The sequence below is a fragment of the Providencia sp. JGM181 genome, assembly GCF_018257375.1.
Lineage (GTDB): Bacteria > Pseudomonadota > Gammaproteobacteria > Enterobacterales > Enterobacteriaceae > Providencia > Providencia lanzhouensis.
In genome coordinates, this window is sequence record NZ_JAERJY010000026.1 from 1 (window position 1) to 23,687 (window position 23,687).

Genomic DNA, 23,687 nt, shown 5'->3' on the forward strand with positions numbered 1-23,687 from the left:
AAATGGAACCCATGGGCAACATGGCAGTGGAGGAAACGGCGGTAATGGCGGAATCGGTGGTAATGGCGGCAGCGGAGGTAATGGTCAACACGGTGGAAATGGCGGCAACGGCGGCAGTCATGGCCATGGTAACCACGGAGGTCACGCGACTCCCGGCAGTAATGGAAATGGTGGCAACGGCGGAAATGGTGGCGTGAATGGTGGAGACGGTGGGCACGGCGGTAACGGAGATGGTCTAGGTAACGGGGGGAACGGTGGAAATGGCTCCGTCAACGGCAATGGCGGCAATGGCGGACACGGAGGAAGCAATGGAGGTCATGGCGGTAATGGGGGGGATGGCTCTGGTAGTGGCGATGGCGGCAATGGAGGAAATGCAGGTATTGGAGGACAAGTGGGCAAAGGTGGTAAAGGAGGACCCGATGGCGGTCAAAATGGCACGGACGGCTCTAATTATTAGCTTTTCCTCAAAAAAAACGGAAGCCAATACAGCTTCCGTTATTAAGATCCCCGTCAATCGCAGGTTTCAATTATTGCTTCGGTGCTAACTTCATTAAGAATTCGCGTAATTGAGCAAAATCTGACGGTAAGAAGTGAGAAAGCAGAGGTAAATCTGCACGTTCCGCCAGCTCTTTTGGCAGCGAAATTTGTTTATTTAAGATAGCTTCCACGCTCTCTTTAAATTTCGCAGGGTGGGCCGTTCCTAAGAACAGACCATATTCACCATCTTGCAGCTGATCACGCAGGACTCGATAAGCAACCGCTGCATGAGGCTCCGATAAATACCCTTTCTTATCTAACTCACGTACGGTTTCTTGAGTCACTTCATCACTCACTGCACCGTAACCTAACTCTTTCAATGACCAACCTTTGCGACGGAATAACTCTTCAATACGCGGCCAGTTATTTGGCTGGCTGACATCCATTGCGTTAGATAAAGTCGCAACGGTTTGATGTGGTGCCCATTTACCATCAACTAAATAACGCGGAACCGTGTCATTAACGTTAGTGGCAGCGATAAAACGTTTCACTGGTAATCCCATAGATTTCGCCAGCAAGCCTGCCGTTAAATCCCCAAAGTTACCACTTGGCACAGAGATCACCAGTTGATCGCGTTTTTCTGCTGGGATCTGAGCAACCGCTTCAAAATAATAACAAATTTGCGCTAACAGACGGCTAATATTGATGGAGTTCGCAGAGTTCAAATACAGGGCTTTTTTCAGTTCTTCATCATCAAAAGCGTGTTTGACCATCGCCTGACACGCATCAAAATCATCTTTGATAGCCACAGTATGGATATTTTTACCCAGCGTACAGAATAGCTTTTCTTGCAGTGGGCTGATTTTGCCTTCTGGGTATAAGATAACCACTTGAACATTATCTAAACCATAGAATGCATGGGCTACGGCAGCGCCGGTATCACCAGATGTCGCGGTTAAGATAGTGACTGGCGCACCACCAGCTACTTGACCTAACGCTTGCGCCATAAAGCGACCGCCAAAGTCTTTAAATGCCAGTGTTGGGCCGTGATACAGCTCTAACGTTGCCACATCATCCTCAACTTTGGAAACGGGTGCAGGGAACGCAAAAGCCGTTTTAACACGTTCAGCGAGCTGCTCAGCAGGGATTTCATCCCCGATAAACGCGCTTAAAATACGGCTACTACGAGTGACAAAATCCAACTTCAGTAATTCATCAATTTCACTGGCGCTAAACTCAGGTAAGTCTTGAGGGAAAAATAGCCCTTGTTGCTTACCTAACCCTTGTTTCACGGCTTGCGCGAAGCTGACTTGTTCGTTGTTATCTTTTAAATTATACAGTTTCATCGTTTACCCTATTGTCCTTGCACCCGCCATATCTAAACGACAGATATGCACAAAGCCCTCATCATTTTGAATGTAATGTTGTTGTAGGTACTGCACCATCTCTTCTGCGATTTTTTTATCATCACAAATGGTAAAAATTGTTGGTCCTGATCCCGAAATACCACATGCCAGAGCACCAATTTGCTTCGCATATTCTCGTGCCTTCGCAAAACCTGGCAGCAACTGAGTACGGTATGGCTCTGCGACGACGTCTTTGATCATCGTGACCGCTAGCTCAGGCTGATGAGTATGACATGCATGGATAAAGCCTGATAAATAGCGCCCATGATTTACAATATCATGGCGAGAATAGCTATCGGGTAAAATGGCTCGCGCTTCTGCGGTAGAGACTTTAATACCCGGATAGGCCATCACCCAATACCAGTTTTCAAACGCAGGGACGGGTTGAGAAATAATGCCATTTTGCTCGATGATCAACTGTAAGCCACCCAAGTAGCAGGGTGCGACGTTATCATAGTGAATGCTACCTGAAATACGCCCTTCTAGCTCGCCCATCATGCCAAGCAATGTTGTTTGGTCAAATGGCTTCTCTGCAAACTCATTGAGTGCCATCAGCGCAGCGACGACAGAGCAAGCACTTGAACCTAACCCTGAACCTATTGGCATATTCTTTTCAAGGGTCATCGCCACGTTCAGCTTTTTACCAAGACGCTCGCAAAACAGTTCCCAGCATTGGTAAACAATGTTGTGTTCCATTTTTTTCGGTAGCTTAGAAACAAATCGACCTTGGTTTTCTAATGAAAATGTTTCTGCCGCTTCAATGCTGACACAGTCACCGAGCAATGAACCATCAACCGGAGAGACTGCTGCGCCTAGCACATCAAATCCAACGCTCACATTACCAATTGAAGCGGGTGCATAAACTTTGATCACTTCTTAAACTCCCAATTTCCATGATAGGGTACGCAGCATATCCGCAAATACACCCGCCGCAGTTACATCATTACCAGCACCGTAACCTCTGAGAACTAAAGGAATTGGTTGATAGTAGCGTGTGTAGAATGCCAGTGCGTTTTCGCCATTTTTTACTTTAAACAGTGGGTCATTTCCATCAACGGCAACCATTTTCACCTGACAGCGACCTTCTTCGATAAGACCCACATAGCGTAACACTTTTTCCTCTGCTTCTGCCGCTTTTATCCTCGCAGCAAACTGGGCATCAAGTTGTGGTAAACGCGCCATAAACTCGGCAACACTGCCTGAACTGTCGAAATCAGCAGGAAGTACAGATTCAATATTGATGTCGCTAAGTTCTAATTCATAACCCGCCTCACGAGCTAAAATCAGTAATTTACGCGCCACATCCATGCCGGATAAATCGTCGCGTGGATCTGGCTCGGTGAAGCCTTTTTCCTTCGCTAACGTTGTCGCTTCTGATAAGGACATTCCTTCATCCAATTTACCGAAAATAAATGACAAGGATCCTGACAAGATTCCACTGAAATGAACTAATTCATCCCCTGCGTTCAGTAAGTTTTGTAGGTTTTCGATAACCGGTAAACCCGCCCCTACGTTGGTATCATAAAGGAATTTACGTTTTGAGCTCTCGGCGGCAGCACGAAGTTGATGATAATAATCCATCGACAATGTGTTGGCTTTTTTGTTCGGCGTGACGACGTTAAAACCGTCTTGTAAGAAGCTAGCATATTGCTCTGCGATCTCTTGGTTGGACGTACAGTCGATGATCACTGGGTTTAAAAAGTGGTACTCACGCTCTAAACGGATCAGACGGCTGAGGCTAAACGGCTCTTTAGCTTCGGCTAATTCTGCTTTCCAATTATCTAAATCAATTCCTTGCATATTGATCAGCATCGCTCTTGAGTTCGCTATCCCACAGACACGTAGATCAATATGTTTTTGTTTCAGCCACTGTTGTTGACGGTGGATCTGTTCGATCAACGCATTACCGACGCCGCCCACTCCGACAATAAAGGCTTCAATCACTTGCTCAGCATTGAACAGCATTTGGTGACATAAACGCACCGCTGAAGTGGCAGACTCATTGGCGATAACCGCAGAGATTGAACGCTCAGACGAGCCTTGCGCAATAGCAACGATGTTGATATTGCCGCGGGTTAATGCTGAGAAGAAACGTGCGGAGATGCCTTTTAATGTACGCATACCATCCCCAACAACGGAGATGATGGACAGTTGCTCCATCACATCTAACGGGTCTAATACCCCGTCTTTAAGTTCTAAATAAAACTCTTCTTCTAATGCGCCACGAGCGCGCTGTAGCTCATTTTGCGGCACACAGAAGCTGATACTGTATTCCGACGATGATTGCGTGATCAGCACCACGGAGATCCCTTTACGGGACATGACCGAGAAAATACGTGCTGCCATACCAACCATGCCTTTCATACCCGGACCTGAGACGTTGATCATCGCCATATTATTCAGGTTAGTGATCCCTTTCACTGGTGTACTAACATCCGTTTGACCATCACCAATCAGCGTACCCGGTGCACTTGGATTAGTGGTGTTTTTGATCAGGCAAGGGATTTGGAATTGTGCAATTGGGGCGATAGTACGAGGGTGTAAGACTTTCGCGCCAAAATAAGAAAGCTCCATCGCTTCTTGGTATGACATCCCTTTGAGTAAACGGGCATCAGGCACTAAACGTGGGTCACAAGTATAAACCCCATCAACATCTGTCCAAATTTCACAGCAATCTGCACGTAAACATGCCGCTAATACCGCAGCCGAATAGTCGGAACCATTACGTCCTAACACCACCAGTTCACCCTTCTCATTTCCAGCCGTAAAGCCTGCCATCAACACGAAGTGATCTTTAGGGATGTTCAACTCTGCAATACGTTTAGTGGATTCATTGATATCAACGGTGGATTCAAGATAGTGGCCTTTTGCCAGCAAGCTTTTCACCGGATCAATCACGGTGACTTTGTGACCGCGAGCTTTTAATACAGATTCCATGATGGCGATAGAGAGCTTCTCACCACGGCAGATAATAGAGGCGTTGATGCTATCAGGACATTGGCCTAGAAGAGTAATACCATGCAGTACTTGTTTGATTTGCGCGAATTCGTGTTCGGTCAGCTTTTTCAGTTTGTCATATTCAAACCCGGGCTGCTTTTCTTTCAATCCCTTTAAGAGATTAGCAAAAATCATTTCCGCATCACTCACATGCGTGATGACATCCTGACCTGCTGCCGTTTTTTCAATCATTGCCACCAAATGGTTGGTGATTTTCGCGGGTGCAGATAGCACCAACGCAACTTGCCCATCTGCCAATTTGCTTTCCGCGATATCAGCAACATTAAGTACCCGTTCGTCATTTGCGACTGAAGTACCGCCAAATTTAAGCACACGCATGGTATTTCTCTCCTGAATTAGCGCCAAAAAAAAGCCCACATCTTTTTAGGATGCGGGCTTTTTCATTTTTATTTTTTGGATGCGTCAGCCCGCCCCGTTTCCTGTGGTCACGGTGGTGGTGGTAATAATCGTAGTCAGGCTGATGTTACGCATAAAATTTGTTTGTCTCGTAGGGAACATTTCGGTTTCTCCCTATACGGTTAAAGTAATCACACAATAATGTCAAATTTATTTGTATTTATGACCTCAAAAGAAGCGGTAATTCAGCTCGGAGATCCACTGTATTCATCAAAAACATCTTCATAAAAAGAGAGCTAGCCTAGATATTCCAGTTGTAAAATTCATTAATTCTAAAATTAATAGATTTTAATTTTATTTAAAAAATTAGCGCCTCACATGTACAAAAAACAATCAAACACCAAATTTGATGACGGTATTTTAACCGTATTTCTCAACAGTAAATTTGAAATAAATTGCCACTGATGTCCTATCTTTCTCTCTTCGATTAATCTTGATCAAGATTTGCACCAACCTTAAAGAAACCTACTTAGTTTCAGATCAAAATTGCACATAAGAAACAAAATAGTCATTTAGTTAATTATAAGCATGCAAACATTAATTCAGATAGTTCTGAGGAGTCTTGTTATTTTTTTGTAAAACAAAATAGATTCACGCAAAGCGAGTAAGTGTAATCACCTAGTTTTTCTTATAAAAAACCAAAAATACTTTTTTTACGCGATTTTGATGTGCTAAACGAAATTTTACTCTCTGACAATTTTAAGGTGTTCTAAAGACACAAAAATCACTTACGTGACTTAGCTTAAGTTAAATCCAAATATCTTCATCCCTATTCATATCGACCTTTCTGTACGGTATCACGATGAAAAACGTGCATTATCTCTCTTTTTTTCTCTTATTTTTATCGTCTATTCGATATCTCTATAACAAATAATTTTGGTATAATTATCTGCCTAACAATCATTGTTAACGTGCTACAATTGATTTTGATATGTATCAACAAAAGTTAGTTTTTTAGGTGGTAAATGCAGTATTAGCTGTTATATTGCTGTTAACAGCCCAATATTGGGAAAGTGCTTAAGTTTTGGTGAGTTTTATGACCTTCAGCCTAATGGATAGGCAACGCTAAGTCACTGAAAAATGTAAAGACAAATTTATACTCATAGACGTGTTTTTCCAGATAATCATACCAACAACCACCTAACTGGAAACGGCCTATGGGTTCAGTATTTTTATTTTAATACTTTAGGTAGCAAATATGCAGACCCCACACATTTTGATCGTTGAAGACGAGATTGTCACACGTAATACGCTGAAAAGTATCTTTGAAGCGGAAGGTTATGTTGTTCATGAAGCCACTGATGGTGAAGAAATGAACAATGTTCTTTCTGAACATGACATCAACTTAGTGATCATGGATATTAACTTACCAGGCAAAAACGGCTTACTGCTGGCTCGTGAACTACGAGAGCAAGAAAGTATCGCATTAATGTTCTTAACTGGTCGTGATAACGAAGTTGATAAGATTCTTGGTCTTGAAATCGGTGCTGATGACTATATCACCAAACCATTCAACCCACGCGAATTGACTATCCGTGCACGTAACTTACTGTCCCGTACTATGAATTTAGCGGGCGGTACAGAAGAGCGCCGTCTGGTTGAGAGCTATAAGTTCAATGGTTGGGAATTAGACATTAATAGCCGTTCTTTAGTGAGCCCTGCTGGTGAGCACTACAAATTACCACGTAGTGAATTCCGTGCAATGCTTCACTTCTGTGAAAACCCAGGCAAAATCCAAACTCGTGCAGACTTACTGAAGAAAATGACTGGCCGTGAGTTAAAACCTCATGACAGAACAGTCGATGTGACTATCCGTCGCATTCGTAAACACTTCGAGTCTACGCCAGATACCCCAGAAATCATTGCCACCATCCACGGTGAAGGCTACCGTTTCTGCGGTGATTTAGACGAGTGATTTCATTCTGATTAATGAAAAGCCGGCGCAAGCCGGTTTTTTATTGGAACTTAAAATACCAAAACATTATTCCAATTCTAAAAAATTAAAACTGAAAGTCATTCAAAAATCGCCACTCATTTTAAACATAATCAGTGGCGATTTTTATATTAAAGCACTATCACCACGGCATAATTGGCACGGCGCTTAGCGCATTTTTAGGCGAGCCGTCGATCATCTTATCGGAATAGGTCAAATAGACGAGTGCATTACGTTTTGGATCATAAAAACGAACCACTTGGAGCTTTTTAAACACCAGTGACGTTCTCTTTTGGAAAACCACCTGCCCTTTTTTCGGGTTACGTTTCACTCGTTCATTTAGCTCAATAGGGCCCACCTGTTGGCAGGAAATGGCAGCATCCGAGGTATCTTCAGCTAATCCAAGCCCACCTTTAATCCCACCCGTTTTTGAACGGCTTAGGTAGCAAGTCACATTGTCCACATCCGGGTCATCAAAGGCTTCTACCACTATCTTATGGTCAGGTCCAAGCACCTTGAATACAGTATCAACTGAGCCGATTTCCTCTGCGACTGCCATAAAAGATAGTGCAGACAACATTGATACCAAAATGAGGTTTTTCAGTGTATTACCTTTCGCAATACCTTTTTTAAATTTGGAAGAACCCATACAGTATTCCCTTTTCAGCTTAACATCTGAATTTTAAATAACCTAAACGGCAATAATTCTGTTTATTAACTAATTCTTAAATACAACTCATTTACTATAAACGAAAAAGGTAACTTGTTATAGAATAGCCACTCATTGATTACTCATATCTGTTCTGTGAGTCGTATTGCCTGGGGATATCCATGGATCAAACAAATATTATTCGCGACCTTCTTCGTTGGATAGATGATAACCTTGATAAACCATTGTCATTAGATAATGTTGCCGCGAGAGCGGGTTATTCAAAGTGGCATTTACAGAGAATGTTCAAGGATGTGACCGACCAAGCAATTGGTGCTTATATTCGCGCTAGACGCCTATCTCGTGCTGCGGTTGCACTGCGCTTAACGAGCCGTCCCATTCTTGATATTGCATTACAGTATCGATTTGATTCACAACAAACTTTCACTCGCGCTTTTAAAAAGCAGTTCAATCTGACGCCGGCGTTTTATCGCCGTACTGAAGAATGGTGCGCGACCGGTATCTGCCCGCCGATTGTATTAGATGAACATTCTCCATTAGATTATGAATTTGTCACGATGGTCGAGCAGCCATTGGTTGGTTTGGAGCAAAGTTGTTCCTATGTGCTTGAAGAGTGGTCAACTGCCTGCTCGCAAATGCGTCAATCTTTCTGGCGCTATTATTTAGAGCACACCACCAAAGTGGCTTCTGAAGTCTTTGGCTTACATCATGCGATTCATAGTGCCGAGAAAGATGATGAGCAAACGGTGTTTTACACCACCGCGGTGAAACCCGAAGATGCGAGCTTTAGTAACACCGAATATAGCCATGTTACGATCCCCGCAGGCGAATATGTGAAATTTAATTATCGCGGTGAGACGACGAGAGAAAGAATGCAGGAGTTCCTTTACCATGTTTATGGGGTCTACTTGCCAAAACTGAATCTCACTCGCCGCCCAGGCTATGATGTAGAACACTACAAAATCAAGAATGTGACGCACAATGAGATAACGGATACAGATCCAAGAACTCACATTGAAGCATTCAGCTATTATGTTCCGATCAAAAAAACAGAAACTCACTAAACACTCGAACCAAGGCGCTTCATACACTGAAACGCCTTTTTCTTTTTCGCTGTTTGATTTATTAACGTGAAGGCTACTTCAGCTCCCTCTCAGTCGAGGCATGAGGAGAAATGACACAGGCTGTTGTTGCTTTTTGTCAGCCCAACAATTGATGTGATGTGGTGTACAGCCTAACAAGAAAAAGAAAGCTAAAACAAAATAACAGCGAGCATTTCTTCTCCCTCATCATCTAATCCAATTTCTTTGAAACCAAAAGATGCATAAAAAGACTTTGCTATAGGGTTTAATGGGTCATAACAGATTTCAATTTCATTTATCTGTGTGTCTTGTTTGATTTCACTTAAGGCCAACTCCATTGCCTTTCGCCCAATTCCAAGCTTCTGATGCGATTTATCCACCATGAAACGCCAAATCTCTATTTTAAGATCTGAGGCCTTTTTCCACATTAAAAAACCAACAGGTATATCACCATTGTAAATACCTCGAACAGTAAGGGTTTCATCATAAGCCGCTTCTACCAAAGAAAACATATTAGAAGCGACAAATTCTTCTTGGGTTTCAGTGACTTCAAGCATGATAATAGATTCATAATTTGATTTATCTATAGGCTTTAGATGGATATGCATATTTATCTCCCTCAAATTCATCACTCTATCAAGGTGTTTTAAGGTGATCAATTGTGAACGGTAGGAGTAGCACATTTGGAGCTAACAACATAGAAATGATCGAGTTAGCCACTCTTCAAATAGACGAGGATTTTGCAACTAGAAAGCAAAACTCAGCCCTCGAATATATCTTAAAATAAGAGACACTCTCTTCACTTATGCAAAAATCAGTCATATGTTTTCATTCGCCAACTAGAAATTCCTATTTAGCGGCTCAATGGCTGGCTAAGTCTTCAAAAAAACACTGGTTGTATTGGAGTGTGAGAGTTGACGCTAGCAGAGAGTATTATGTGGGCTTATGCTTATCCTCTATTTTTATTCCGAGAATGTACAATGACTAAAAAATTAATAAACCCTCCTTCTGTGTTTAATTCTTTACAGTATGGCTTTAGCCAAGCAATAGAAACAACAGGAACACGCCAATTATTCCTTTCCGGGCAGGTTGGTGTGAATGCTCAACAAGAAACCGTGGCAGGTGGAATGTATGAGCAAACAGTTCAATCGTTGATTAATATTGAGCATGTATTACGTGAAGCTGGCGGTGATTTATCCAACGTAACAATGTTGCGTATTTATATTAAGAATGGTTTTAATAGTCATGAAGAGCAGCTTGATATTGCAAATGCACTAAAAGAAAAATTTGGTGATTTCCCACCAGCGTCCTCTTGGGTGATCGTCTCAGGGCTTTCATTACCCGAATGGCTGATAGAGATAGAGGCTCATGCAGTTTTAGATTAGAGATATTGACTAGTCCTATAATAGGGGCACAAGTCACCAAACCTCTTCAAGTGTCTTTTCAAGGGTCTGAAACACCCAAAACAAAGGCGTTTCATACATTGAAACGCCTTTTTCTTTTTTGCTGTTTTACTTCTTAACCTTGCTGCTCATCAAGGGCGGGCTGAGAAAGATGCGTCACCTCCCCCGCAGTTTCCACAATCCAGCCATTGGCTAACCATGGGCTATTTTGATAATCAACGCGAGATAACGAGCAGTTACGCAGACGTAAACGTCGTGGAGAGTTTGCTGGCACACCTAAGATACGGCTTAACAATGTGCTGAGCGCCAAGCCGTGACTGACTAACAGTGGACGGCTTCCTTCTGGCAGTTCAAGGCAAGCATTTAATGCCGCAAACATACGCGTGAACAGTTCATCCATCGATTCCCCTTCAGGAATACGACCACCTTCAGCACCATTTATCAGGCTTTGACGCCACTTTTCTTCCTGCTCAGACAGGGAGCCAATCTCTCGTTGCTCCAAGACACCCATATTTAATTCACGCAGACGCGGTTCTGTGATAATTTCACACCCGCACACTTGTGCAATAATTTGTGCAGTTTCAAGTGTGCGTCCCATATCACTAGTGATAATATGGGTAATACCTTCGGATTTAACCCGTTGAGCGACCTGCATGGCCTGTTGACGACCAAGTGCGGTCAACGGGCTATCAGATTGTCCCTGTATGCGACGTGCAACGTTCCATTCAGTTTCGCCATGGCGAACAAGATAAACCTGTAACATAGATGTGTTCCGTTATTACTGTACAAAGTATGTGTTCAAAGGAAAATAATTAATGTACCAAGTTATAGCTGCAACGACGAATCCAGCCAAAATTAAAGCGATTCATCTTGCTTTCGATGCCGTTTTTGGGCCTGGCAGTTATCAAATTGAAGATATTAATGTCGATAGCAGTGTTCCACAGCAACCTATCGGTAATAATGAAACCCGTACAGGAGCAAGACAACGTGTGATGGCATCACGCCAAGTACGCCCAGAAGCTGACTTTTGGGTAGGTATTGAGGCGGGAGTTGAAGATGACATGACATTTGCATGGATTGTGATTGAGCACCATCAAATCCGTGGAGAATCACGCTCTGCCAGTATTATGATCCCAGAAAAAGTGCTTGCGGGGATCCGTGAAGGTCGTGAGCTGGGTGATGAAATGGCTGACCTTACTGGTATTGATAATATCAAACAACAAGGCGGTGCGATTGGCTTCTTCACCAATGGCGTATTGACGCGCACCAGCGTTTATCAACAAGCACTCATACTGGCTTTAGTTCCTATTAAACACGAAATTTATAAAGAGCTAAATCACATAGAAGACTAATTATACTCAAAACGATTTAAAATGCATGTGGGGCTCTTAGCAATAAGAGCCCCACTTTTATTTTTAGAGAATAATCATTGGCTGCTATAAAAGATAATCAAAAACTACAGTAGCTTAGATTCCAGCCACTCTTTTACCGGAATAGGGGCTGACTTCAAACTGTTTGAACCACGAGTAATGGTGGCAATACCTACACCGAGCTCATTTTTTAATTCACGCTGGCTCATTTCACCGCGCATTAATTCTTGAACAATCCTAACGCGAGTCCCTAAAGCCGTCCGTTCATCCGGTGTGAGTAATAGCTGAAGAATCGAATCCTGTATATTTTGCTCAAAGGCCATTTGTAGCAGTTCCACAAAACGTTGCCAATCCGTATTTTCATCGGCGGTTAACGCCGGGTCTGGTTTATATTCTACAGTCATCATTCTACCCTTCCATACTATTAAACTAGTACAAATAATAGCACAGAACACTATTTCGTATAGTTAAAAATACAGCGCTCATCTTGTTGGAGGTAAACCAAACCGACCAACAAGATGAAGCTCCATACAAATTAATACTTCATATTCCATTCATTCGCGGATAACACATTGCCTTTTTCACCTAAGAAATGTTTATAAAACAAATCATAAGAGAGAACATTCTTCACATAACCACGGGTTTCTGCAAACGGAATACTTTCCACAAAAGCCACCGCATCGATACGCCCTGCGCTGTTACCTAACCAGCGAGTCACTCGTGATGGGCCGGCATTATACGCCGCACTGGCTAAAATACGGTTATTACCAAATTGCTGATAAACATCGTCAAGATACGCGGTACCTAACTCAATGTTCATCACAGGGTTAGTCAGTTGCCCTGCATTCACATAACCAGTGATGCCTTGCTTTTGCGCCGTATGTTTTGCTGTCGCTGGCATTAACTGCATTAAGCCTGTCGCGCCAACTGGAGATTGTGCTTGCGGGTTCCATGCGCTTTCTTGACGAGCAATGGCCATCGCATAGCTTTTTTGGATCATTTTACTGCGAGTGTAATTATCAAACTGTTTTTCCCATGCCAGCGGGAAACGCTCTTCCAGATGATCCCACAGTTTTGCGGTGATCGTGGCTTGAACGCTCAGATCTGCCCATTTATTATCGAAAGCATAACGGGCGAGCTGCTCTTGTTGATTAGGTGACATGGAAGAGACCAAATTGATCCACTCGGAGCGCGCCAGATTGTCCATCTCCCAATACATTAACTCACGGATGCGCTGAATCTGCGGCATGCTATGAATACTAGAATCAGGTTTCACGGCTTTATTCACCATGACTGGGTAATCTATTTTTAGCTGCTGAGCGGCAACCATTGGGTAGAATCCACGCTTCGACGTTAACTCTCGCAGTATACTTTCACCTTCAGCCGTTTTACCTTGATCAATCAAGGTGATAGCCTGCCAATATTGCCACTCTTCCTTATTTTTTACGTCGCTCGGCAATTGTCGCAACCATGATGCTAATCCCGTTTTATCCCCTTCTCCCAGCGCTAAACGTACACGGCGCTCTTTTAAGGCGGCAGAATTAGTTTCACGGATCACTTCATCACGCCACATTGCCTGCTCAGGGGTAACATCAACCCCCATATATTGCCACGCAATGCTGTCTTTCATTTGCTGGTTTTCTGCCATATTCATTTTCTGAGCAGAGCTAATCCCTGCTAATGCAGTACGGGCTGCATCAGGGGATTGACGCGCATAGCGGCTAAATCCAGCTAATGTGGCTTGACGCGTAAAATCGGTCGGCGTCAATGTTTTCGCAAACGTGACAACCGAAGCGGGGTCATTTTGTAGTTTAACCAACGCATCAGAGATAGTTTTGTAGCTGCTTGGTAAGCGTTTCGCGAGGTAAGTTGCCGTTGATGTATTACCATCTTTGATAGCAAGGTGAATACGCGCCAAAATCATATCCGTTGAAAGATATCCGGCTTTTTCCCATTCAGTAAACAGTTTGTCGCATGCTGCTGGCATGGAATTACCATTGAGCCACATTTTTTCAGCACCTTGCCACGCGACCTGTTTATTTCCTGTCGCCCAATTCGCGAAATAGAAATTACATTGTGCTTCAGCAGGTTGTGGCGGCTCAGGGCTAAATGCCAATAACGATGTCCACTCTTGGCGACGCGCCAGCTCATTCACAAACCGGCTTTTGAGGGTTTTCGCCACAGGCAACGTTGGGTATGCATCGATAAATTCTTGCGCTTGTTTTGGCGAGATAATATCTAAATCTTGTGACAGCTCGCGGTATTCTAAATACGGATACAGCGGATAATCACGTAAAGTTGGCAATAAACGTTCGACTTCATCCATCTTATTGGCATCCCACGCGACTTTAATTGCTTGATAACGTTCACGTTGTGCCTGTAAAGAATCTGCCCAAACTGTTGTGGATACCAACAGCATGGTGACCGGAACTGCCGCTAACCAACCTTTCATGTTTATTCGCTCCATCGCTTAAATCTTGTTAGAGATTGACCTCAAACATACTCAAAGCATTTATTAGATATATCAATAATGTTAATGCTACCTAAAGTTTTCAGCCAGCGACAGAGGAGATTTCTTGAAATGGTTGGGTTTACAATCTTTTACTTATTCGATTCGTTAACTCTGACAACACGGATAACCTAGACCAGCCTAGGGGCGATCGGGTATAGTTCATGACAAACCGTTTATGGCTGTTTTTCCTTGTTAATGGGTCACACTAATTGATAAGGATAAAAAACAGAGAAAACTTAAAATTCCCTTTATAAAACAAAAGGTAAAATAAATTGGCTCAATACGTTTACAGTATGTATCGAGTGGGAAAAGTGGTTCCCCCGAAACGTCATATTTTAAAAAACATCTCTCTGAGCTTCTTCCCTGGGGCGAAAATTGGTGTTTTAGGTCTCAACGGCGCGGGTAAATCAACGTTACTGCGCATTATGGCTGGTATTGATACTGAGATTGAAGGGGAAGCACGCCCTCAACCGGGTATTAAAATTGGTTATCTGCCACAAGAACCGAAACTGAATCTGGAACATACCGTTCGTGAAGCCGTTGAAGAAGCGGTTAGCGAAGTTAAAAACGCTTTAACTCGCTTAGACGAAGTGTATGCGCAATATGCCGATCCAGATGCTGACTTTGACAAGCTTGCGAAAATCCAAGGCGAGTTAGAAGCTATTATTGCCGCACAAGACGGTCATAATTTAGATAACCAACTGGAACGTGCTGCTGACGCACTACGCCTGCCAGCTTGGGATGCGGTTATCGGAAACTTATCTGGGGGTGAACGCCGCCGTGTGGCTATCTGCCGCCTGCTGCTGGAAAAACCAGACATGCTGCTGCTTGACGAACCAACCAACCACTTGGATGCTGAATCCGTCGCTTGGTTAGAGCGCTTCCTGCACGACTACGAAGGTACCGTTGTGGCGATCACCCATGACCGTTACTTCCTCGATAACGTTGCCGGTTGGATCCTTGAACTTGACCGTGGTGAAGGTATTCCATGGGAAGGTAACTACTCTTCTTGGCTGGAACAAAAAGATGAGCGTCTCGCGCAAGAAGCGTCAACAGAAGCCGCTCGTCGTAAATCCATCGAGAAAGAACTTGAGTGGATCCGTCAAAACCCGAAAGGTCGCCAATCCAAAGGTAAAGCGCGTCTGGCTCGCTTTGAAGAGCTTAACAGCGTGGAATATCAAAAACGTAATGAAACCAGCGAACTGTTTATCCCACCAGGGCCGCGTTTAGGTGACAAAGTTATCGAAGTGGAAAACCTGAGCAAATCTTATGGTGATCGCGTTCTGATCGACAACCTGAATTTCTCAATCCCTAAAGGGGCGATTGTTGGGATCATCGGTCCAAACGGTGCAGGTAAATCTACCCTATTCCGTATGATTTCCGGCCAAGAGCAGCCAGATTCTGGTTCAATCACCTTGGGTGATACCGTGAAAATTGCTTCTGTGGATCAGTTCCGTGATGCAATGGATGACAGCAAAACGGTGTGGGAAGAGATTTCCAACGGTCAAGACATCATGCGTATCGGCAACTTCGAAATCCCAAGCCGTGCTTACGTCGGTCGCTTTAACTTTAAAGGCGTTGACCAAGGTAAACGCGTGGGCGAGCTGTCTGGTGGTGAGCGTGGTCGTTTACATCTAGCAAAACTGCTGCAAGTTGGCGGTAACGTATTGCTGCTCGATGAACCAACCAACGACCTCGACGTTGAAACCTTACGTGCACTGGAAAACGCCCTGTTAGAATTCCCAGGCTGTGCAATGGTTATTTCCCATGACCGCTGGTTCCTTGACCGTATCGCAACGCACATCATCGACTACCAAGATGAAGGCAATATCACCTTCTTCGAAGGTAACTTCTCTGAATACGAAGATTACAAGAAACGTACTTTAGGTGCGGATGCGCTGCAACCACACCGCATCAAGTACAAAAAGATGACTAAATAATTCGTTTATTACGATCAAAAATGGCACCCTTAGGTGCCATTTTTTTATGCGGAAAGTGAATCATCCAGCATCAATAATTGCTGAACTAAAGAAACGCACTCTAAGAAACGAGAATCGTAGTCTGACGACTCCACGTGCACAAATTCAATATTATTTTTCTTCAGCATTTCAATCAGTAATGTTTGAAACTCCATTCGGTCTTTATCACTGCCTAAGCTGCGTAGGCCATCCGCTACCCATGGGGTATTATTTTCCAGCAAGATAACGAGATCAAAACGGTATTCATCGATCAGTGCCTGCACAAACGGGTGTTCTCGCCCTTCATAACGCAAACAGAACGCTTGCGTAGTGACAAAATCCGTATCAATAAATGCCACTTTATTCGCATATTTAATTGCAAAATCAATATATTGAGCGTGACCCAACGCAATTTTATCGTAATCAGAATATTGCAGCGCCATCTCGTCACCGCCAAGGTGGCTAAACACATAATCGCGCCCATATTCCCACGCACTGGTAGTATTAAAGATATTGGCTAATTTATTGACGAGGGTGGATTTACCGCTTGATTCACCGCCTAACACCGCCACTTTACGCACAAAGAATGGCTTCACTTCGGTTGGAATATATTCCCAATAGCGGAATGGCGCTTGGCGAATTTGGTTGCCGCTAATATTCATAAATGTGCGTTCAGGATCGATAAGAATAGTTTCAATCCCCAGGTATTTTTTATAGCGATGTACATCGTGAGGCTCGCCGGAATAGATAAAGCTCGGGTTGATATTGTGCTTTTTCATAAAGCCTTTCATCCCGTCGCTCCATACTTCCCAACCGTGAGGGTATGGCTCTATCCCTTGCTCATCAAAAGAGTGAATATGAATATTTTTCTGATACTTAAAGGTTTGTAATAACCAACGCAGGCGGTCACTGACAGTAGGTTGTTGTGACATGGAGCTATTCACAAACAGCTCTTTATCACGAGGTTCATCGTGACAGAGGATCACATGCAGCTCATCCACTTGGCTACAAGCGCGTTGAATCAAATAGATATGCCCCGTATGGAGCGGATAAAACTTACCGAAAACAACGCCGATAGTTTTTTGTTGAAGCGGATACTCTAAGCCTAAAAAGCGATGAAGCGCCGCAATTTTGTGCGCGCTGGGGCTTTTAATTTTGTCGTTAATTAACTGGCTGAGATAGCCTTTGGTCATCTCGGTCGCATCCGCTACTTGCTGCAATGTGTAACCCGCACCTTTGATGGCACTCTTTAGATAGTCAAATTCAGCCATATTATTTATCCTTTCGCTTTTATTCCCTTTTTGACAGAGAATCTTTTCTCTCGCTATCTCATCATTATCTGAACATTATATTATCTAAATGATCCGTGTTGTCGCTAGGCGCTAAGTGCCGCTAATCCCTAGGAGCATACACAAAGTATGTGACTAGGGTTAGCAAGCGCAAGCAACAACGCGACAGCGCGGAGCATGACGATAATTTAGAACTCATCGAGAATACTAAGTGCATCCGCCAACTTCTTCACCCCATACACTTTCATATCGGCAGGTAACTTTTTCGGCATATTGGCGTGAGGCACAATGGCGCGCTTGAAGCCATGTTTTGCAGCTTCGGAAATACGCTCTTGTCCGCTTGGGACTGGGCGAATTTCCCCAGCCAGCCCCACTTCACCAAATACTACAAGGTCGCGAGGTAATGGGCGATCACGAAAACTTGAAACTAACGATAATAGCAGCGCGAGGTCGGCACTGGTTTCCGTCACTTTTACCCCGCCCACAACATTTACAAACACGTCTTGGTCGGACATTTGTAATCCACCGTGGCGATGCAATACCGCCAGCAAAATCGCTAAACGGTTCTGTTCCAGTCCCACCGCCACTCGGCGCGGGTTGGACATCATGGAGTGGTCGACAAGGGCTTGGATCTCCACCAGCAATGGTCGCGTACCTTCCCAAACGACCATCACAGAACTGCCCGAGGTAATTTCATCTCCACGACTTAAGAAGATGGCGGACGGGTTACTGACTTCTTTTAAGCCTTGTTCCGTCATGGCAAATACGCCCAGCTCGTTGACGGCACCAAAGCGGTTTTTGTGGCTGCGTAAAGTGCGAAAACGGTTGTCGGCATCACCATCGAGCATAATGGAGCAGTCGATACAGTGTTCAAGCACTTTGGGTCCTGCCAGCGAGCCATCTTTAGTGACGTGACCCACCATAATAATCGCCACGCCGCGAGTTTTTGCGAAGCGAGTTAGATATGCCGCGGTTTCACGCACTTGCGCCACACTGCCCGGCGAGGATTGAATATCCGCCATGTGCATCACTTGGATGGAGTCGATGACCATCAGCTTGGGTTGCTCTTGCTCTGCGGTCAGGCAGATTTGTTCAATACTGGTTTCCGACAGCATATTGAGTGAATCAGTCGGTAGTCCTAATCGATGGGCACGCATGGCAACTTGCTGTAAGGATTCTTCCCCCGTGACATACAGGGTTTTCATCTCCCGCGATAGTAAGCACATGGTTTGCAGCAGTAAGGTACTTTTCCCCGCTCCGGGGTTCCCCCCGATAAGGATGGCACTGCCTGGCACGACCCCACCACCTAGCACGCGGTCAAATTCTTTAAATCCAGTGGTAAAGCGTGGCAATTCTTCGAGGCTAATCTCAGAGAGTTTTTGGACTTTACTGACGCCCGCCGCATTACCGGCATAGCCCGTCAGCCTATCCGTACGTGCCGCAGTCGTCGATGCCAAACGCACTTCCGTAATGGTATTCCATGCATTACAGGCACTACACTGCCCCTGCCAGCGCGGATAATCCGCCCCACACTCATTACACACAAATGCCCTTTTCGCACCTTTCGCCACAGCCACTCCTTAATCACCTAATAAAAATATTTAGCTCTTTATCTTTAATTCTTTGACTTTCAACTTCCACCAATTTTCTAAATAGTTCGGCGTTGTAGGCAGGCGGCAATTGAGGATATTCCTAGGAGCATACACAAGTATGTGACTAGGATAGCCGAAAGAAGCCAACACCCCTACAACCCGAAATATGACGAAAATTTTAGCGCTCCTCGTGTTTGAGTCCCCCGCTTAGAACGCATAGGACGCCCATGAGGTCTGCATGCTTAATCCCCACTTTCGCCCTTGCAAACACTTTTGGTTTCGCGTGGTACGCTATCCCCAACCCTGCTTTTCTGAGCATTTTCAGGTCGTTTGCCCCGTCACCGATAGCGACGGTTTGCTCCATTGGGATGTTCAGTTTTTCTGCCAGTTTAACGAGGGTTTGCGCTTTGTATTTAGCATCGACAATTGCCCCTTTGACTTTGCCTGTCAATTTGCCATTTTTGACTTCGAGGTGATTGGCAACTGCCGCGACCAGTTTTAATCGCTGGCGTAGGTTATCGGCAAAGAACGTGAATCCGCCGGAGGCGATGGCGATATGCCAGTCCATCGCTTGTAACTTACGAACTAAGCTGGTTAAGCCCGGCATTAACGGCAAGGTTTCAAGGACTTGGTCGAGAATAGCTGCATCGGCACCTTCGAGTAGTGCCACGCGAGCACGTAGACTTTCTGTGAAATCGAGTTCTCCTTGCATGGCGCGTTCGGTGACTTCAGAAACTTGGTCACCCACACCGGCTAGTCGGGCGATTTCATCGATACACTCGATTTGGATCGCCGTGGAATCCATATCCATAAGTAAGATCCCTGGGGATCGTAAACGAGGAATTTTACCGAGTGGTACCACATCCAATTGGCTTTCATCTGCCAGTTTTTTGATGCGAGGGGTAATGCTGCCCGCGATACGGACAACTTGGTAATCATCAATGCGCCAAGAGGAGACAATCACAATCGCTATCCCTAAACGCTGCTGGAAATCACTGATGCGTGCTTTATCTAAGCCGCGACCATATAACAACCACCCAGTGTCCCCTGCACGATAATCCAATGGCATCACTTCTTCACCACTTAGCGATAAGGGCAAACCTGGCCATTTTTGAATTTCATCAGGCAGATAACAGTAGGTCAAACTCGTTGGCATGAAAATTAGCTCCTGTAGTGGATACAACTTTTTTTATAATGTATACCCTGCATAAAATTACTATACTTAAATTTTCCAGCAAGTTAACGCTTCATAACTTTGCTAATTGCGATAAAACAGACAAAGAGCACGATTATTCCTATGAAACTCCCATTTAGGCTGCACAAAACCGTTATTATCATTGTTTGCGTTGCGCTGATAACCTTTCTAATGCACGGGGTTTCATATTTAGGTTATAACCAAAGCCAGAGCAGACTAGAGCAATTTAAGCAATTAACTCAAGTATTAGCTGAGCAAGTGGCATTCAGCTTATCCGATTATGTGGTTCCCGGCAGCAAAGATTTTAATTTAGAACGAATTAATGCCAATTTAAATCATCTAGCTAAAGATCACTATATTTTGGATGTCGGTTTATACACGGCGGCAGGCGCGTTGGTCACCCAAGTGGGGGAACCCGCCACGGTCAAAGAGCGACTTTCCCTCGAAGGAAACACTGGACTACAGAATTTTCAGTATCAATTAGTGGTGCCAGTTCAAGGCGCCAAAGAACCTAAAGGCTATTTACGCCTTACCATCGATACGGAATCACTGACTACCGATCTTCAGCAAGCCGATAACACCGTTAATATCATGCGCGTATTTATTTTATTATCTTTATGTATTGGCTTTATTTTGGCGAACACCCTAATGCGCCTAAAGAAAAAGAAAGGTCAGCAGCAATTGATTATCGAACCTGACGAAAACACGGAAGAGAGTGAAGATAAGCCCGAAGTGCAGAACAATGGGGTAAAAGGGCCGCAAAATACGCGCAGCCCCTTAAAATCACCACGCGCCAAACGCCGTAAAGAGCCGAGTCCACATCGACCAAGACGGGTGGCGCGAAAATATACAGAAAAGCAGTAATCGTTAATTACGACTAAATTGACGTCGTATCAAACACGATCGGCGCAATTACCTCCACCTTTCCGTTAGTTAACAAAGATTCAGGTGGCATCGGGAATGGTGCAGCACGTTCAATAGTGGCTAACGCTTCTTTATCGAGGATCTTGGTGCCTGACGAGTTAATCAAACTAGCACTCACTACCTTGCCTTGATTATCCACAATAATTTTAACTTGAGAAACGCCGGTTGAACGAAAACGCAATGCGGCGCGTGGGTATCGCTTTGCTTTCGCTAATCGTTGATGAATGTCACTTTCCCAGCCATGATGACCACTGACGGGGGCAGCAGCACTGCTCGCAAAATTCGCACTGCTATTCGACGCGCTGCCAGAGGTTGGAACCGACGTCACTTCCGATTCTTGAGTCGAAACAGGGGCTTCTTCCACCACTTTTTTCTCTTGAACTGGCTTTTTCTTTGGCGGGCGTTTTTTCTCGGTAACGCGTGTCAATGTCCCATTATCAACTAGTGGTGTTTGGGGTAACTTTTCTGCTTTTTCAACAACTTCAGGCTCGACTTCTTCACGGGTTGCCATCTGCTGTTTGGGTGCATTATTGACTTCAGGCTCCTGCTGCTGTTCCAGCTGATAAAGCCCTAATTGTAAAGAGATTGCGGGTGGTAAAACCCCAGTTTTAGGTAGGTTTGCTGTAAACCACCCAATAAAAAGCATTGCCAGTATTCCATGGAAAACAAGACTTCCACATAAACCGCCCAGAGGACGAAAAATTGGGCTTCCCAGCTGCCCCACACTGCTGTTCATATTTTGCCTCACATCTTTATTTTTCGCTGATTATAGGCATAATACAAATCAAAATGATATTCATTATTATTAATAAAATAACAATAGTAACTACAAGGTATTGATTTAATTTATAAAGTCAATTTGAGCTAATTATTAAACTATTTTCACTTTTGACACCAGAAAATGACTATCGATAAATCCCTTGCCCGCAAAATCAGCGGCGCATATCAATCAACCTATGGTCAGCTTGTGCGATTTTTCCGCAGTCGACTAGGTAATAGTAACGATGCGGATGATTTATCACAGGATGTGTTTACACTATGGCTAAACCGTAAAGCGCAGGATCCTGTGAAGGAGAACCGTGCTTATCTGTTTAAAATCGCTAGCAATGTGTTAATTGACCATTGGCGACGGAATCATCAACAGAGCCAGTCCCATACCTCGATTGATGAAGTGGTGCATGAACAAAGTTTTGAGCAAACCACCGCCGACCCTAGCGAAATTTTAGAGCACCAACAGCGAATTGCGCGACTTGGCGAGGCGATTGATCTTTTGCCTCCACGACGTAAAGAAGCCTTTTTGCTGTATCGCTTTGATGGGTTATCTCAAAGTGAAATTGCAGAGCGTATGGAAATTTCGATCAGTATGGTGGAAAAACATATTGCAGCGGCATTAGTGCATTGTAAAAAATATCTAGACGATCAGAGCAATCATTCGTAATGGCAAACAACCAAACCCAGCAACCAGAAATTACCTCGTCAGTCGAACAACAACGCATCGACGAAGACGCGGCGCTGTGGTTTACCCGTGTCCATAGTCAACAACTCAGTGACCAACAATCTCAAGAATTTAAAATTTGGTTACGTGCTTCAAAAGCCCATGAGGATGCCTATGAAGCAATTGCGGGAATTTGGCAAGATATTGAAAAAGTTCCGCGCCCTGCGCCTGTTAAATCGACAGCGTCAAAATTTGGTTTTTCATCGTTTTGGAAGCCTCTCGGTCATCTAGTTGCCGCCTGTTTTATTGCTGCCGTCCTGTTTTTACCTTACAGCCAGCTTCCCTCCATGTTGCTCAATAACATGACGCTGGTTTCCACTGACTCCACCAAAGAAGTGACGTTGTCAGATGGCTCTCAGCTTTTTCTCAATCGCGATACCCGCATTCGAGTCGCTTATGAAACGCCAATCCGCCAGCTCTACTTAGACCAAGGTTCCGCTTATTTTAAAGTGAAATCCAACCCTTATCGCCCGTTTGTGATCAACGTGGATCAGCGACGTATTCAAGTGGTGGGAACGGAATTTGAAGTGAATAAAAAAGGCGAGCAAGTCGCGGTCAATGTTAGCCAAGGCATTGTGAGCTTTCAAAGCGTCAATAGCCCAAAACCCGTATTACTGCTTGCTGGACAAGGGGCGCTAAGCCCGAGTATTAATGGCAAAATCGCCCTCAATTCAGTCACCCCGCAAGAGGTGGCAAGATGGCGTTTTGGTGAGCTCAGCTTTGTGGATAAGCCCCTTGGTGAAGTTCTGTCTGAATTAAAAACCTATTCCGACTTTCAGGTTGAACTCTCTCCGAGCAATTTAGCCAACCGGAAAATATCCGGACGCATTAACCTTCAGCAGCCAGATGCCTTTTTTCAGGCACTTCCCTCGCTCCTTCCTGTGCAAGTCGTGTATCAAGATAAAAATAACCTTTTGATTATCCAAAACAAAAAAAATAAATAAAAAATATTTTCATTTGCAGGTGA

Annotated in this window: 22 protein-coding genes and 1 other annotated feature; of the genes, 9 read left to right on the plus strand and 13 right to left on the minus strand. The window is 44.3% G+C overall.

The window, feature by feature from the left end; genetic code table 11:
* On the plus strand, positions 1-457 hold a 457-nt coding region (locus JK188_RS05700), incomplete at its 5' end, for a hypothetical protein (protein WP_211888628.1).
* Between the two features lie 70 nt (positions 458-527).
* On the opposite strand, the gene thrC is transcribed toward JK188_RS05700, so the two are convergent.
* The 4 genes from thrC to thrL form a co-directional block, all read right to left on the minus strand.
* Complete coding sequence (gene thrC, locus JK188_RS05705) at positions 528-1,823, minus strand: threonine synthase (protein WP_211886716.1); 1,296 nt, start codon at positions 1,821-1,823, stop codon at positions 528-530.
* Between the two features lie 3 nt (positions 1,824-1,826).
* A complete protein-coding gene (thrB, locus tag JK188_RS05710) occupies positions 1,827-2,756 on the minus strand; it encodes a homoserine kinase (protein ID WP_211886717.1) in 930 nt (309 codons plus the stop codon).
* Positions 2,757-2,759: 3 nt separating this feature from the next.
* Positions 2,760-5,219: a bifunctional aspartate kinase/homoserine dehydrogenase I gene (thrA, locus tag JK188_RS05715; protein WP_211886718.1), complete on the minus strand. Its 2,460-nt coding sequence runs from the start codon at positions 5,217-5,219 to the stop codon at positions 2,760-2,762.
* A gap of 24 nt (positions 5,220-5,243) precedes the next feature.
* Positions 5,244-5,365, minus strand: a sequence feature (Thr leader region).
* Positions 5,304-5,399 carry a thr operon leader peptide gene (gene thrL, locus JK188_RS05720; protein ID WP_071992130.1) on the minus strand — a complete coding sequence of 32 codons (96 nt, stop codon included), beginning with the start codon at positions 5,397-5,399 and terminating at the stop codon, positions 5,304-5,306. It overlaps the preceding feature by 62 nt.
* 1,096 nt (positions 5,400-6,495) lie before the next feature.
* Here thrL and arcA point away from each other — a divergent pair.
* Positions 6,496-7,212 (plus strand): two-component system response regulator ArcA, encoded by a 717-nt coding sequence (arcA, locus tag JK188_RS05725; protein WP_004905684.1) that lies wholly within the window; start codon positions 6,496-6,498, stop codon positions 7,210-7,212.
* Positions 7,213-7,372: 160 nt separating this feature from the next.
* Here arcA and creA read toward each other — a convergent pair whose 3' ends face one another.
* Positions 7,373-7,879: a protein CreA gene (creA, locus tag JK188_RS05730; protein ID WP_132496142.1), complete on the minus strand. Its 507-nt coding sequence runs from the start codon at positions 7,877-7,879 to the stop codon at positions 7,373-7,375.
* 182 nt (positions 7,880-8,061) lie between these two features.
* Here creA and robA point away from each other — a divergent pair, with 182 nt between their 5' ends.
* On the plus strand, positions 8,062-8,964 hold the full coding sequence (gene robA, locus JK188_RS05735; RefSeq protein WP_132496141.1) for an MDR efflux pump AcrAB transcriptional activator RobA: 903 nt from the start codon (positions 8,062-8,064) through the stop codon (positions 8,962-8,964).
* Between the two features lie 188 nt (positions 8,965-9,152).
* Here the strand turns inward: robA and JK188_RS05740 are convergent, their stop codons facing one another.
* Positions 9,153-9,590, minus strand: a complete 438-nt coding sequence (locus JK188_RS05740; protein ID WP_132496140.1) for a GNAT family N-acetyltransferase — start codon at positions 9,588-9,590, stop codon at positions 9,153-9,155.
* Positions 9,591-9,962: 372 nt separating this feature from the next.
* Between JK188_RS05740 and JK188_RS05745 the strand changes: the two genes are divergently transcribed.
* Positions 9,963-10,367 carry a RidA family protein gene (locus JK188_RS05745; RefSeq protein WP_108479220.1) on the plus strand — a complete coding sequence of 135 codons (405 nt, stop codon included), beginning with the start codon at positions 9,963-9,965 and terminating at the stop codon, positions 10,365-10,367.
* 133 nt (positions 10,368-10,500) lie between these two features.
* Here JK188_RS05745 and gpmB read toward each other — a convergent pair whose 3' ends face one another.
* Entirely contained in the window at positions 10,501-11,148 is a 648-nt protein-coding gene (gpmB, locus tag JK188_RS05750; protein ID WP_211886719.1) for a 2,3-diphosphoglycerate-dependent phosphoglycerate mutase GpmB, read from the minus strand.
* A 52-nt stretch (positions 11,149-11,200) separates the two neighbouring features.
* Between gpmB and yjjX the strand changes: the two genes are divergently transcribed.
* On the plus strand, positions 11,201-11,737 hold the full coding sequence (gene yjjX, locus JK188_RS05755; RefSeq protein ID WP_006657125.1) for an inosine/xanthosine triphosphatase: 537 nt from the start codon (positions 11,201-11,203) through the stop codon (positions 11,735-11,737).
* Positions 11,738-11,841: 104 nt separating this feature from the next.
* Here the strand turns inward: yjjX and trpR are convergent, their stop codons facing one another.
* Positions 11,842-12,159 carry a trp operon repressor gene (gene trpR, locus JK188_RS05760; RefSeq protein ID WP_211886783.1) on the minus strand — a complete coding sequence of 106 codons (318 nt, stop codon included), beginning with the start codon at positions 12,157-12,159 and terminating at the stop codon, positions 11,842-11,844.
* A gap of 131 nt (positions 12,160-12,290) precedes the next feature.
* Positions 12,291-14,207 (minus strand): murein transglycosylase, encoded by a 1,917-nt coding sequence (gene sltY, locus JK188_RS05765; protein WP_211886721.1) that lies wholly within the window; start codon positions 14,205-14,207, stop codon positions 12,291-12,293.
* A 332-nt stretch (positions 14,208-14,539) separates the two neighbouring features.
* Here sltY and ettA point away from each other — a divergent pair, with 332 nt between their 5' ends.
* Positions 14,540-16,207 (plus strand): energy-dependent translational throttle protein EttA, encoded by a 1,668-nt coding sequence (gene ettA, locus JK188_RS05770; protein ID WP_108479217.1) that lies wholly within the window; start codon positions 14,540-14,542, stop codon positions 16,205-16,207.
* A 44-nt stretch (positions 16,208-16,251) separates the two neighbouring features.
* Here the strand turns inward: ettA and nadR are convergent, their stop codons facing one another.
* The 3 genes from nadR to serB form a co-directional block, all read right to left on the minus strand.
* A complete protein-coding gene (nadR, locus tag JK188_RS05775; protein WP_181477997.1) occupies positions 16,252-17,496 on the minus strand; it encodes a multifunctional transcriptional regulator/nicotinamide-nucleotide adenylyltransferase/ribosylnicotinamide kinase NadR in 1,245 nt (414 codons plus the stop codon).
* Between the two features lie 206 nt (positions 17,497-17,702).
* Positions 17,703-19,085, minus strand: coding sequence for a DNA repair protein RadA (gene radA, locus JK188_RS05780; protein ID WP_036950249.1), 1,383 nt, complete (start codon positions 19,083-19,085; stop codon positions 17,703-17,705).
* A 199-nt stretch (positions 19,086-19,284) separates the two neighbouring features.
* Complete coding sequence (gene serB / locus JK188_RS05785; protein WP_036950248.1) at positions 19,285-20,262, minus strand: phosphoserine phosphatase; 978 nt, start codon at positions 20,260-20,262, stop codon at positions 19,285-19,287.
* Positions 20,263-20,403: 141 nt separating this feature from the next.
* Between serB and JK188_RS05790 the strand changes: the two genes are divergently transcribed.
* The gene (locus tag JK188_RS05790; protein WP_211886723.1) at positions 20,404-21,165 is read left to right on the plus strand and encodes an AhpA/YtjB family protein; all 762 of its coding nucleotides are present in this window, start codon (positions 20,404-20,406) and stop codon (positions 21,163-21,165) included.
* A 13-nt stretch (positions 21,166-21,178) separates the two neighbouring features.
* Here the strand turns inward: JK188_RS05790 and JK188_RS05795 are convergent, their stop codons facing one another.
* Positions 21,179-21,961, minus strand: a complete 783-nt coding sequence (locus JK188_RS05795; RefSeq protein ID WP_211886725.1) for an energy transducer TonB — start codon at positions 21,959-21,961, stop codon at positions 21,179-21,181.
* A gap of 165 nt (positions 21,962-22,126) precedes the next feature.
* Here JK188_RS05795 and JK188_RS05800 point away from each other — a divergent pair, with 165 nt between their 5' ends.
* Complete coding sequence (locus tag JK188_RS05800) at positions 22,127-22,663, plus strand: RNA polymerase sigma factor (protein WP_132496135.1); 537 nt, start codon at positions 22,127-22,129, stop codon at positions 22,661-22,663.
* Positions 22,663-23,664: a FecR family protein gene (locus JK188_RS05805; RefSeq protein WP_211886727.1), complete on the plus strand. Its 1,002-nt coding sequence runs from the start codon at positions 22,663-22,665 to the stop codon at positions 23,662-23,664. Before JK188_RS05800 ends, JK188_RS05805 begins: the two co-directional genes overlap by 1 nt.
* Positions 23,665-23,687 lie beyond the last annotated feature (23 nt).